The 12,457-nt window shown below is 69.7% G+C and carries 9 protein-coding genes; 4 read left to right on the top strand and 5 right to left on the bottom strand.

The annotated features are described in order from the left end of the window. Positions 1 to 324: 324 nt before the first annotated feature. Complete coding sequence (gene ileS, locus ACWD4G_RS17585; RefSeq protein WP_451294235.1) at positions 325 to 3,477, bottom strand: isoleucine--tRNA ligase; 3,153 nt, start codon at positions 3,475 to 3,477, stop codon at positions 325 to 327. Positions 3,478 to 4,113: 636 nt separating this feature from the next. Between ileS and ACWD4G_RS17580 the strand changes: the two genes are divergently transcribed. From ACWD4G_RS17580 to ACWD4G_RS17570, 3 genes are all read left to right on the top strand, one after another. Then, entirely contained in the window at positions 4,114 to 5,109 is a 996-nt protein-coding gene (locus ACWD4G_RS17580; protein WP_451294233.1) for a TraR/DksA family transcriptional regulator, read from the top strand. An 81-nt stretch (positions 5,110 to 5,190) separates the two neighbouring features. Continuing rightward, entirely contained in the window at positions 5,191 to 5,817 is a 627-nt protein-coding gene (gene lspA / locus ACWD4G_RS17575; RefSeq protein WP_451294231.1) for a signal peptidase II, read from the top strand. 63 nt (positions 5,818 to 5,880) lie between these two features. Beyond that, positions 5,881 to 6,825 (top strand): RluA family pseudouridine synthase, encoded by a 945-nt coding sequence (locus tag ACWD4G_RS17570; RefSeq protein ID WP_451294229.1) that lies wholly within the window; start codon positions 5,881 to 5,883, stop codon positions 6,823 to 6,825. A gap of 69 nt (positions 6,826 to 6,894) precedes the next feature. Here ACWD4G_RS17570 and ACWD4G_RS17565 read toward each other — a convergent pair whose 3' ends face one another. Continuing rightward, the gene (locus ACWD4G_RS17565; protein WP_451294227.1) at positions 6,895 to 8,019 is read right to left on the bottom strand and encodes a mechanosensitive ion channel family protein; all 1,125 of its coding nucleotides are present in this window, start codon (positions 8,017 to 8,019) and stop codon (positions 6,895 to 6,897) included. Positions 8,020 to 8,145: 126 nt separating this feature from the next. On the opposite strand from ACWD4G_RS17565, the gene ACWD4G_RS17560 reads away from it, so the two are divergent. Then, complete coding sequence (locus ACWD4G_RS17560) at positions 8,146 to 8,715, top strand: dienelactone hydrolase family protein (RefSeq protein WP_451294225.1); 570 nt, start codon at positions 8,146 to 8,148, stop codon at positions 8,713 to 8,715. Positions 8,716 to 8,774: 59 nt separating this feature from the next. Here the strand turns inward: ACWD4G_RS17560 and ACWD4G_RS17555 are convergent, their stop codons facing one another. The 3 genes from ACWD4G_RS17555 to ACWD4G_RS17545 all read right to left on the bottom strand — a co-directional run bounded on the left by ACWD4G_RS17555 (position 8,775) and on the right by ACWD4G_RS17545 (position 12,387). After that, positions 8,775 to 10,436, bottom strand: coding sequence for an alkaline phosphatase D family protein (locus ACWD4G_RS17555; RefSeq protein WP_451294223.1), 1,662 nt, complete (start codon positions 10,434 to 10,436; stop codon positions 8,775 to 8,777). A gap of 311 nt (positions 10,437 to 10,747) precedes the next feature. Next, a complete protein-coding gene (locus tag ACWD4G_RS17550; protein ID WP_451294221.1) occupies positions 10,748 to 11,548 on the bottom strand; it encodes a DsbA family protein in 801 nt (266 codons plus the stop codon). Between the two features lie 149 nt (positions 11,549 to 11,697). After that, positions 11,698 to 12,387 carry a hypothetical protein gene (locus ACWD4G_RS17545; protein ID WP_451294219.1) on the bottom strand — a complete coding sequence of 230 codons (690 nt, stop codon included), beginning with the start codon at positions 12,385 to 12,387 and terminating at the stop codon, positions 11,698 to 11,700. Between the last annotated feature and the right edge of the window lie 70 nt (positions 12,388 to 12,457).

The following is a 12,457-nucleotide window of genomic DNA, read 5'->3' as shown; positions in this document are numbered from 1 at the left end:
ATAGGGCGGGTGGGGCAGTGGTGCCTGCGGCACGATTGCCCGCAGTTGAGTAGGGCGGGTGGGGCAGCTGCCTCAGCGGCATGACTGCCCGCAGTTGAGTAGGGCGGGTGGGGCAGTGGTGCCTGCGGCACGATTGCCCGCAGTTGAGTAGGGCGGGTGGGGCAGCTGCCTCAGCGGCATGACTGCCCGCAGCTGAATAGGGCGGGTGGGGCAGTGGTGCCTGCGGCACGATTGCCCGCAGTTGAGTAGGGCGGGTGGGGCAGCTGCCTCAGCGGCATGACTGCCCGCAGTCATGTGAATCAGGCTGCGGGCAGTTCGTGTGCGTCAGATCTTGCGGAGGCGGAATGTCAGGGTCAGGCCTTCGTCCGTGAACGGGGTGCCGTAGCTGTCGTCCGCGTCACCCTCGGCGAAGTCGGTCGCCAGGACCTCGTCGGCGATCAGGGCCGTGTGCTCGGTGAGCGCGGCGGTCACCGCCGGGTCCGTGGAGGTCCAGCGCAGGGCGATCCGGTCGGCCACGTCAAGGCCGCTGTTCTTGCGGGCCTCCTGGATCAGCCGGATCGCGTCACGGGCGAGGCCCGCCCGGCGCAGCTCCTCCGTGATCTCCAGATCCAGGGCGACGGTGGCACCGGAGTCGGACGCCACCGACCAACCCTCGCGCGGGGTCTCCGTGATGATGACCTCGTCCGGGGCCAGCGTGATCGTCTCGCCGTCGACCTCGACCGACGCCGTGCCCTCGCGCAGGGCCAGGGACAGAGCCGCCGCGTCCGCGTTCGCGACGGCCTTCGCCACGTCCTGGACCCGCTTGCCGAAACGCTTGCCCAGGGCGCGGAAGTTGGCCTTGGCGGTGGTGTCGACCAGGCTGCCGCCGACCTCGCTGAGCGAGGCGAGCGACTCGACGTTCAGCTCCTCCGTGATCTGCGCGTGCAGCTCGGGGTTGAGCGCGGCGAAGCCCGCCGCGGCCACCAGCGCGCGCTTCAGCGGCTGACGTGTCTTGACGCCCGACTCCGCGCGCGTGGCGCGGCCCAGCTCGACGAGACGGCGGACCAGGACCATCTGCTGCGACAGCTCCGGGTCGATGGCGGAGAGGTCCGCCTCCGGCCAGGCGGCCAGATGCACCGACTCCGGGGCGCCCGGGGTCACCGGAACGATCAGGTCCTGCCAGACCCGCTCGGTGATGAACGGGGTCAGCGGGGCCATCAGCCTGGTGACCGTCTCGACGACCTCGTGCAGGGTGCGCAGCGCGGCCTTGTCGCCCTGCCAGAAGCGGCGACGGGAGCGCCGTACATACCAGTTGGAGAGATCGTCGACGAACGCCGAGAGCAGCTTGCCGGCGCGCTGGGTGTCGTAGGCCTCCAGGGACTGGGTCACCTGGTCGGTGAGAGCGTGGAGTTCGGACAGGAGCCAGCGGTCGAGGACCGGGCGGTCGGCGGGGGCCGGGTCCGCCTCGGACGGCGCCCAGTTCGACGTACGGGCGTACAGGGCCTGGAAGGCGACCGTGTTCCAGTACGTCAACAGGGTCTTACGGACTACCTCCTGGATGGTGCCGTGGCCCACGCGGCGGGCCGCCCAGGGGGAGCCGCCGGCCGCCATGAACCAGCGGACGGCGTCGGCGCCGTGCTGGTCCATCAGCGGGATCGGCTGCAGGATGTTGCCCAGGTGCTTGGACATCTTGCGGCCGTCCTCGGCGAGGATGTGGCCCAGGCAGACGACGTTCTCGTACGACGACTTGTCGAAGACCAGGGTGCCGACAGCCATCAGCGTGTAGAACCAGCCGCGGGTCTGGTCGATGGCCTCGCTGATGAACTGCGCCGGGTAGCGGGACTCGAAGAGGTCCTTGTTCTTGTACGGGTAGCCGTACTGCGCGAACGGCATCGAACCCGAGTCGTACCAGGCGTCGATGACCTCGGGGACGCGGGTGGCGGTGCTCTCGCAGCCGTCGTGGGGGCAGGCGAAGGTGACCGCGTCGATGAACGGGCGGTGCGGGTCCAGCTGGGACTGGTCCTCGCCGGAGAGTTCGGTCAGCTCCGCGCGGGAGCCGACGCAGGTGAGGTGGTCCTCCTCGCAGCGCCAGATCGGCAGCGGGGTGCCCCAGTAGCGGTTGCGGGAGAGCGCCCAGTCGATGTTGTTGTTCAGCCAGTCGCCGTACCGGCCGTGCTTGACCGTGTCGGGGAACCAGTTGGTGTTCTCGTTCTCCTGGAGGAGGCGGTCCTTGACGGCCGTGGTGCGGATGTACCAGGACGGCTGCGCGTAGTAGAGCAGCGCGGTGTGGCAGCGCCAGCAGTGCGGGTAGCTGTGCTCGTACGGGATGTGCTTGAAGAGCAGACCGCGGGTCTGGAGGTCCTCGGTGAGCTTTTCGTCCGCCTTCTTGAAGAAGACGCCGCCCACGAGGGGGACGTCCGCCTCGAACGTGCCGTCGGGGCGCACCGGGTTGACCACGGGGAGGCCGTACGAGCGGCAGACCTTGAGGTCGTCCTCACCGAAGGCGGGGGACTGGTGGACCAGACCGGTACCGTCCTCGGTCGTGACGTACTCGGCGTTCACCACGTAGTGGGTGCCGCCGTCGGTTTCCGGGAACTCGACGAGTTCGAACGGGCGTTGATAGGACCAGCGCTCCATCTCGGCGCCCGTGAAGGTCTGGCCGGTGGTCTCCCAGCCCTCGCCGAGCGCCTTGGCGACGAGCGGCTCGGCGACGACGAGCTTCTCCTCACCGTTCGTGGCGACGACGTAGGTGACCTCCGGGTGCGCGGCCACGGCCGTGTTGGACACCAGGGTCCATGGGGTCGTCGTCCACACCAGGAGCGCGGCCTCACCGGCGAGCGGACCGGAGGTGAGCGGGAAACGGACGTACACCGAGGGGTCGACGACCGTCTCGTAGCCCTGTGCCAGCTCGTGGTCCGACAGGCCTGTGCCGCAGCGCGGGCACCAGGGCGCCACGCGGTGGTCCTGGACCAGCAGGCCCTTGTTGAAGATCTCCTTGAGCGACCACCAGACGGACTCGATGTACTCGGGCTCCATCGTGACGTACGCGTCGTCGAGGTCGACCCAGTAGCCCATGCGCGTCGTCAGGTCGGAGAACGCGTCGGTGTGGCGGAGCACGGAGTCACGGCACTTGGCGTTGAACTCGGCGATGCCGTACGCCTCGATGTCCTTCTTGCCGTTGAAGCCGAGCTCCTTCTCGACCGCCAGCTCGACGGGCAGGCCGTGGCAGTCCCAGCCGGCCTTGCGGGCCACGTGGTAGCCGCGCATCGTGCGGAAGCGGGGGAAGACGTCCTTGAAGACGCGGGCCTCGATGTGGTGGGCGCCGGGCATGCCGTTGGCGGTGGGCGGGCCTTCGTAGAACACCCACTCGGGGCGGCCCTCGGACTGCTCCAGGCTCTTGGCGAAGATCTTCTGCTCGCGCCAGAAGTCGAGCACGGCGTGCTCCAGCGCGGGCAGGTCCACCTGAGCGGGCACCTGGCGGTAGGTCGGCTCTGTCATGAGCGGGCTTCCTCCAACGGACTTTCTGCCTTCCGTCGGAGGGACGAGAGCCGTATTGCTACGTACGCCGTGTGCGGCGCGCTCCCGCGGTACCACCCTCCTTGGCTCCCCCGCGCGCCGTACGCACCGGTGAGCCCCCTCATTGAGGTCGCGATACCGGGTCTACTCGCCGAGCGCCCATGGGCTCGGGTTTCTTCCGGCGGCTCCGGGGTGATCTTCGCGTCGCGCTCGCCCCCGGGCTTCCACCGTCCCCGGGTCGCTCTTGGCTGCGTACGACGCTACTCGTCCCCATCCACGCTTTTCGCTCCGCCCAGTGTACGGCGCCGTGCCGACAGCGGCCGACCGGTTTTCGGGGGCCGCGGGAGGGGCAGTCGGGGGTGCTCGGCGGTTTTTCGTGGTGGGGGCGCGGTGACCTGGGAGGTGACCCGAATGGAGCGGTCGGGCGTCCGAATCCTGGGACGTTCCGCGCGGCGGAATACCCGGCGGGGAGCTGGGCACAACGCTTGAAGGTTCGTCGCGCGGCGGTCGCGCGGCGGGTGGAATGAGTGGTGCGCCCCGTTGCCGCGGGACTCAGGTCGATTTATCGTCCCAGCACGATTCGCGTGCAAGATCACAATATGTGAAGGGGCCGCGGCCATGGTGGCGAAGAAGACCGCCGAACAGCATTCGGCGTCCGGCAGATCCATGGTGGCCTCCGGCCGTGCGCGTGCCGCCGGCGGTTCGGCCGAGGGTGGCTCCGGCACCGGCGGCGGTGGGGCGGCGGCGAAGGGCGCGAGCGGGAAGAAGCGGGTCGGGGCGGGGGACGGGAAGGGGAAGGGCGAGGAGAAGGCGGCTGAGGAGAAGGCGGGGGCCGAGAAGACCGCCGAGGTGAGCGCGGCTGAGAAGGCGGCCGCCAAGAAGCCGGCGGTCAAGAAGGCGGCGGTCAGGAAGACGACCACCAAGAGGGCGGCCGCGAAGAAGGCGGCGGTCGAGGAGACGGCCACCGGGAAGACGGCGGCCGCTGACGACAAGACGGTCACCGAGGAGACGGCGGCTGCGCAGAAGGCATCCAAGAAGAGCGCGGCCAGGAAGAGCACCTCCAAGGGCGCCTCTGCGAAACGTACGGGCAAGAAGGTGGGCGCGGCCGAGGCCGCCGAGACGACGGGAGCCACGACGGTGGTTGCGAAGAACACTCCTGGTACGGCTACGGCGGCGAAGAAGCCCACCGCCGTTCCCAAGGCGCGGCCCGCCGCCGCCCCCGGCGAGCTGGCGGTACGCCCCGGCGAGGACCCCTGGACACCGGCGGAGGTCGCGGAGGCGCGTACGGAGCTGATGTCCGAGGCGCTGCGGCTGCGCACCGAGCTGGAGGCGTCCGAGCAGGCGCTCACCGGTCTCATGCGGGACTCCGGGGACGGCGCCGGCGACGACCAGGCCGACACCGGGGCCAAGAACATCACGCGCGAGCACGAACTGGCGCTGGCGCACAACGCGCGCGAGATGCTCGACCAGACCGAGCGCGCCCTGGAGCGGCTCGACGCGGGCACCTACGGACTCTGCGAGAACTGCGGCAAACCGATCGGAAAGGCGCGTATGCAGGCCTTCCCGAGGGCCACACTGTGCGTCGAGTGCAAGCAGAAGCAGGAACGCCGCTAGCGATCCTCGTCCGAGCCCCGGGTCCGCATAGGTCGTGTCGTACCTTTGTCCTCAGTCAGGAACCTAGGTTGAGGGACTCACGTGGCAGAGGCGGAGCGCATCATCGGTACGCCGGACATCCCAGGAGCGGCGGGCACGGACCTGGAGCAGCCGCAGCGGTCCGACGGCGGGAACGGCGCCGAGGCGGCGGAGCCGGACACGGGTGCGGGTGCGGGTGCGCGTGGCAAGCGCCGGGTCGCCGTGTTGTTCGGGGTCGCCGTCTTCGCGTACGCGCTCGACCTGATCAGCAAGATGATCGTGGTGGCGAAGCTGGAGCACCACGAGCCGATCGAGATCATCGGGGACTGGCTGAAGTTCGAGGCGATCCGCAACGCGGGCGCGGCCTTCGGGATCGGCGAGGCCTTCACGATCATCTTCACGATGATCGCGGCGGTCGTGATCATCGTGATCGCCCGGCTCGCACGCAAGCTGTACAGCCTGCCCTGGGCGATCGCGCTCGGGCTGCTGCTCGGGGGCGCGCTGGGCAACCTCACCGACCGGATCTTCCGCTCGCCCGGAGTCTTCGAGGGCGCGGTCGTCGACTTCATCGCGCCCAAGGGCTTCGCCGTGTTCAACCTCGCCGACTCGGCGATCGTGTGTGGCGGCATTCTGATCGTTCTGCTGTCCTTCCGGGGGTTGGACCCGGATGGAACCGTCCACAAGGACTGAGGGGCGACCGAGTTATCCACAGGCGCGGTCGGGCGGCTGGTGGGGGTCCGGCATACTCGACGGGTGAGCACGAATCCCGAGATCCGTACCCTGCCCGTGCCCGACGGACTGGAGGGCGAGCGCGTCGACGCCGCCATCTCCCGTATGTTCGGCTTCTCCCGTACCAAGGCCGCGGAGCTCGCCGCGGCGGGCAAGGTGCGGGTCGACGGCACGGTCGTCGGCAAGTCCGAGCGGGTGCGGGGCGGGGCCTGGCTGGAGGTCGAGATGCCGCAGGCGCCCGCGCCCGTGCAGGTCGTGGCCGAGCCGGTCGAGGGCATGGAGATCGTGCACGACGACGATGACGTGGTGGTGATCGTCAAGCCGGTGGGGGTGGCCGCGCACCCCAGCCCCGGGTGGTCCGGGCCGACCGTCATCGGCGGGCTCGCCGCCGCCGGGTACCGGATCTCGACCTCCGGTGCCGCCGAGCGGCAGGGGATCGTGCACCGGCTCGACGTGGGCACCTCCGGGTTGATGGTGGTCGCCAAGTCGGAGTACGCGTACACGTTCCTGAAGCGGCAGTTCAAGGAACGGACCGTCGACAAGCGGTACCACACGCTGGTGCAGGGGCACCCCGATCCGACCAGCGGCACTATCGACGCGCCCATCGGGCGGCATCCGAACCACGACTACAAGTGGGCGGTCACGGCCGACGGCAAGCCGTCGGTCACGCACTACGACCTCATCGAGGCGTTCCGAGCGGCCTCGCTGCTGGACATCAAGCTGGAGACCGGGCGTACGCATCAGATCCGGGTCCATATGTCCGCGCATCGGCATCCGTGCGTGGGGGATCTGACGTACGGCGCCGATCCGACGCTCGCCAAGCGGCTGGGGCTGACCCGTCAGTGGCTGCATGCCGTGCGGCTCGGGTTCGAGCATCCGGGGGACGGGGCTTGGGTGGAGTTCGAGAGCGACTATCCGGCTGATCTGCAGAAGGCCCTGGATCAGGTGCATGAGGATACGTACGCGTGAGACGGTGACGCCGGAACTGCGGGTAGGGCGGGGTGACCGCAGCGGCGGCTGCCGGGGGCCGGTGAGGGGTCAGCTTCGGCCTGTTGGCCTTGGGGGTTCGTGCACTCGGGGGCGGGTGGTGCGGGGAGGGGTGTTGGCCGAGGGTGTGTGGGGGTGGGTCGGGGGGAGGACCGCGTCCGCTGTGTTGACCCGGGGGAGGGCGTGGGGGTGGGTTTCGGTGAGCCAGCGGATCAGTTCCTCGCGGACCGTCACTCGGACCGTCCAGAGGTCGTCGGGGTCCTTGGCCGTGACCATGGCGCGGACCTCCATCGTCGTGGGGGTCGAGTCCGTGACCGTCAGGTCGTAGTGGCGGCCGTCCCAGGCGGGGCAGGCGCGGAGGATGTCGCGGAGTCGGTCGCGCATGTCCGCGAGGGGCGCCGAGTGGTCCACGTGGAGGAAGACCGTGCCGGTCATCTGGGCGCCGCCCCGCGACCAGTTCTCGAACGGCTTCGAGGTGAAGTAGGAGACCGGCATCGTGATCCGGCGCTCGTCCCAGGTGCGGACCGTCAGGAAGGTGAGCGTGATCTCGTCCACCGTGCCCCACTCGCCCTCCACCACGACCACGTCACCGAGGCGGACCATGTCGCCGAACGCGATCTGCAGGCCGGCGAAGAGGTTGCTGAGGGTCGACTGCGCGGCGATGCCCGCCACGATGCCCAGGATGCCCGCCGAGGCCAGCAGTGAGGCTCCGGCCGCGCGCATCGCCGGGAAGGTGAGGAGCATCGAGGCGACTGCCACTACGCCCACCACGGCGGCCACCACGCGCATGATCAGGGTGACCTGTGTACGTACCCGGCGGACTCGGGCCGGGTCGCGGTGGGCGCGGGCGTAGCGGCTGTACGACGTCTCCACGATCGCCGCCGCGATACGGACCACCAGCCAGGCCGTCGAACCGATCAGCACCAGCGTCAGGAAGCGGCCGATACCGACCTCGTATCGCTCCAGGAGCTGGGCCTCGTGGTACGAGCCTCTCAGCAGGGCCGCGCAGAGGACCAGCTGGTAGGGGATGCGGCCGCGGCGCAGCAGGCCCCACAGGGGTGTCTCGTGGTGCCGCTGGTCCGCCTTGCGCAGCAGCAGATCGGTGGCCCAGCCGATCAGGAGCGTGAGGACGACCGAGCCACCGATGACGATCAGGGGGCGGAGTAGGTTCTCCATGCCTTCGAACGTAACCACCGTTCCGGGGTGGTGAACATGTGACTTCCGCCGCGCTGCGGGGGCGACAGGTCGCGGGCGTCCGAGGTGACATGCGCCGTTGTCGTACCCGGCTGGCACCATGGGGCCATGAACATCATGCTCTTCCACTCGACCTATGGCCTCAGGCCCGCCGTGCGGCAGGCTGCGGAGCGGCTGCGGGGTGCCGGACACGAGGTGTGGACGCCGGACCTCTTCGAGGGGCGGACGTTCGAGACCGTCGAGGAGGGCATGGAGTTCAACGAATCGATAGGGAAGGACGAGTTGTTGAAGCGGGCCGTGCTCGCCGCGGCGCCCTACTCGGAGCGAGGGCTGGTGTACGCGGGTTTCTCGCTCGGCGCGTCCGTCGCGCAGACCCTCGCGTTCGGGGACGAGAAGGCGCGGGGGCTGCTGCTTCTGCACGGCACGTCGGACCTCGCGGCCAACGCCTCCGTGGACGACCTGCCCGTTCAACTGCATGTGGCCGAGCCCGACCCGTTCGAGACGGACGACTGGCTGAGCGCCTGGTATCTCCAGATGGGCAAGGCGGGAGCCGAGGTCGAGGTCTACCGGTACGCCGGGGCCGGTCATCTGTACACCGACCCCGACCTGCCGGACTACGACGAGGAGGCGGCCGATGCCACCTGGCGGGTGGCGCTCGGGTTCCTCGAAAGTCTCTAGGGCCGGTCGAAAGGTTTCAGGGGCGGTCAGAAGTCGCTCCAGTGACGGTCAGGCGACGGTCACACCGGGTCGTATGTGCGCTCCACCTTCTGTGTGCCGCTGCGTGTGCGGTACGAGCGGGCCCAGGAGGTGGTGGCGTCGGCCTTGGTGCGGTCGGAGAGGACGTAGTAGTCCATCTGGGCGCGGGCGGCGGTGATGTCCAGGATGCCGTAGCCGTGCCGGTCGGTGTCGACCCAGTGGACATGGCGGTTGGCGGCCCGGATCAGCGGGGCGGCGAGGGCGGAGACGGTGCCCTCGGGGACCTTGACCAGGTCGTCGAGGTTGTCCGAGGTCACCGAGGTGACGACGAACTCCGTGGCGGCGGAGGCGGACAGCGGGTACGTACCGGCGTTGACCGGTACGTCGTTGGCCCAGGCCATGTGGATGTCGCCGGTGAGGAAGACCGTGTTGGCGATCGCGTTCTCGCGCAGATGGGCGAGGAGTTCACGGCGGTCGTCGGTGTAGCCGTCCCACTGGTCGGGGTTGAGGGCGAGGCCGTCCTTGGGCAGGCCGAGCAGTTCCGCGAGCGGTTCGAAGAGGTCGGCGGTGAGATTGCCGAGGGCGAACGGGGCGATCATCACCGAGTTGCCGACCAGGCGCCAGGTGGTGTCGGAGGACTTCAACCCGGCTTTCAGCCAGTCGAGTTGGGCCCGGCCCGTGAGCGTACGGTCCGGGTCGTCGACCTCTCCGTCGCCGATCCCGACCTGCTGCGAGCGGAAGGAGCGCAGATCGAGCAGGGAGAGATCGGCGAGCTTGCCGAAGCGGAGGCGGCGGTAGGTGGTGCCCGCGATGGCCGTGCGCACCGGCATCCACTCGAAGTACGCCTGCTTGGCGGCCGCCTGGCGGGCTGCCCAGGTGCCCTCCGTGCCCTCGGTGTGGTTCTCGGCGCCGCCCGACCAGGCGTCGTTGGCGATCTCGTGGTCGTCCCAGATGGCTATGCAGGGCGCCGCCATGTGCAGGGCCTGGAGGTCCGGGTCCGTCTTGTAACGGGCGTGCCGGACGCGGTAGTCGGCGAGGCTCAGGATCTCGTGGGTCGGCGCGTGCGGACGTATGACCTTCTCGCGGGTGCCGTACTCGCCTGTGCCGTACTCGTAGATGTAGTCGCCGAGGTGCAGCCAGGCGTCCAGGTCGCCGCGCGTGGCCAGATGGCGGTAGGCGGCGAAGTAGCCGGCCTCCCAGTTGGCGCAGGAGACCACGCCGAAGCGCAGGCCCGCCGTGGTGGCGTCGCCGGCCGGTGCCGTACGGGTGCGGGCGGCGGGTGAGTCGACGCCGGCGGCGGAGAAGCGGAACCAGTAGTCCGTGGCGGGCGCGAGGCCCCGTACGTCCGCCTTGACCGTGTGGTCGGAGGCGGCGGTCGCGGTGACCGAGCCCTTGGTGACGACGTTCGTGAACGCCTTGTCGTGGGCCACCGTCCAGCCGACCTCGATGTCGGGGCCGAGTCCTGAGCCGGGTACGGCCTGCGCGGTGGGCGTCACCCGGGTCCACAGCAGGACGCCGTCGGGCAGCGGGTCCCCCGAGGCGACGCCGTGCAGAAACGCGGGGGCGTCGGCGGCGCTCGCGCTCGCCGGGAGGGCGGCGGCCAATGGTGCCGCGAGGACTGCCCCGGCCGCGGCGGCCTTGACGACCGTACGGCGGGGCGGGGCAGACGAGTTGAGGCTGGAGTGATCTCTGCGACTGGTCACGGCCGATGAGATTACTGATGAGTAAGGGGTGGGGGTAAGACGGACGACGTGAAATCCGTCTGATGTTCAGATCGGCGTGTTCTGTTCGTCGGCCGGGGAGTTGGGATCGGCCGCTGGGTTGGGACCGGCCGGTGAGGCTGCCGGGTGTGTGGATCGGTCGGTCGGTGGGGAGGGCGCGGGGGGACGGGGAGCGGTCAGTCGTCGGGGGCGATGTCCGAAGGCGGGTGCGACCGAAAGGGATTCCTTCGGTCGCACCCGCCTTCGACGTGCTCAAGTCCTGGCGGTCGGGGTCACATTGGTGACCCCCGGCCCTACTTGGTGACCCCCGCGTCCTTCAGCGCGGTCTCCCACTCGGCGACCGTCGACGGGTTGGTGATCTTCTTGTCGTTGATCTTGATGGTGGGGGTCGAGTCGACGTCCTTGGCGGTGTCGAAGGACTTGCTCATCTTCATCGCCCACGCGTCGTAGGTGCCCTTCTCCACGGCGTCCTGGAACTTCTTGTTGTTCTTCAGGGCGTCGACGGTGTTGGCGACCTTGATGAGATAGCTGTCCTCGGCGAGTTCGTCGGTCGTCTCCTCGGGGTGGTACTTCGCCGAGTAGAGCGCGGTCTTGTAGTCGAGGAACGCCTCGGGGCTGACGTTCAGGGCGGCGCCGAGGGCGCTCAGCGCGTTCTTGGAGCCCTCGCCGGTGAGCCGGTCGTCGAGGAAGGTGCCGATGGTGAAGGAGAGCTTGTAGTCGCCGTCCTCCATACCCTTGTCGAGGGTCTCGCCGACGGTCTGCTCAAGGCTGGCGCAGGCCGGGCAGCGCGGGTCCTCGTACAGGTGGACCACGTTGTCGGTCTTGGAGTCGCCGATCAGCACGGTGGTGCCGTTCTTGCCCGAGGTGTTGGCCGGGGCCACGACCGTGGCGCTCGCCGCCTCCTCCCACTTCGTGGGCTTGTTGTTCTGGACGACGGCGTATCCGACGCCGCCGGCTATCGCGAGGACGCCGACGATCGAGGCCGCGACGATGAGCTGCCGCCTGACCTTGGCGCGCTTGGCCTGCCGCTCGCGCTCCAGCCGCAGCCGCTCGCGCGCCGCCGACTTGGCCGCATTGCTGTTCCGCTTGCTCATGGGGGTCAACTCCCTGGGGACGCGCGCATCTACCGTGCGCGGAATACATATGTGGAATACGTGTGGATACCGACTGCTCGTGCTCGCAAGCGCTCGGAAGATCGCGCTCGGGAACGTTCGGAAAGAGATCGCGAACGTTCAGGAAGTGGTCACGCGAAGGTGACCGAGCACGGCGGTCCACGCCGTCCCAGGGAGTGGGCGAGGAGAAGGGTGCGCACGGTGGTCTCGCGGTGCACGGCGCGCGCCGGTCGACGCTCCGACCGGGCGGGCCGTACGGCGATGGCGGCGACCACGAGCAGCAGCGGCCGGAAACCGGCGGCGACCGCCGCGCCCAGCAGTTGGCCCAGCGCCCGCTCGCCGCGCCGCAGCCAGGCGGCGGCCAGCAGGCCCACGCCGATGTGCGCGGCCAGCAGCAGCCAGGCGGCGGCCGGTCCGGCGCCCGCCAGCAGCGCGGCGGCCCGATCGGAGCCGTCGGTGACCCGCGCCAAGGGGGCGCCCACGCTGCCGCCGCACAGTACATCGAGGCCGACCTGCCGCAGCGGGCCGGTGACGGGGCCGCCCGCCTCGCCGTAACAGGCGTGCTGGCCCGCGGTGAACACCGTGTCGGCGGCCAGCTCCAGCGGGATCAGCACGGCGGCGATCCGCCCGAAGCGGCGCTCGCTGCCGCCGCCCGCCAGCGCGTACGCGACGACGAAGACGGCGGCGGCGATCACGGCCACGGTGGGCAGCGGCAGCGGGGTTCGGGACAGCAGAACGTGCGACGCGGTGCTGAGCGTCACGACGAGTGCCGTGAACAGCGCCGCGCGTACGGCTCTGAAGGGGGTCCCGGATATGTCCATGGCGTTGGAGAGTGTCGCACGGGTCCACGTAAGGGACCCTTAAAGGGAGCCCCTTGGCCGTGAGGACGGG

This window comes from Streptomyces sp. NPDC002643, from assembly GCF_053592555.1.
Note: the sequence above shows the minus strand (reverse complement) of the source record. Positions and strands in the feature narration are given on the sequence as shown.

Coding starts and splice junctions, on each gene's coding strand:
- ACWD4G_RS17565 (WP_451294227.1), bottom strand. CDS start 8,019: ATGGAGAACCTACTCCGCCCCCTGATCGTCATCGGTGGCTCGGTCGTC.
- ACWD4G_RS17580 (WP_451294233.1), top strand. CDS start 4,114: ATGGTGGCGAAGAAGACCGCCGAACAGCATTCGGCGTCCGGCAGATCC.
- ACWD4G_RS17545 (WP_451294219.1), bottom strand. CDS start 12,387: ATGGACATATCCGGGACCCCCTTCAGAGCCGTACGCGCGGCGCTGTTC.
- ACWD4G_RS17560 (WP_451294225.1), top strand. CDS start 8,146: ATGAACATCATGCTCTTCCACTCGACCTATGGCCTCAGGCCCGCCGTG.
- ileS (WP_451294235.1), bottom strand. CDS start 3,477: ATGACAGAGCCGACCTACCGCCAGGTGCCCGCTCAGGTGGACCTGCCC.
- ACWD4G_RS17550 (WP_451294221.1), bottom strand. CDS start 11,548: ATGAGCAAGCGGAACAGCAATGCGGCCAAGTCGGCGGCGCGCGAGCGG.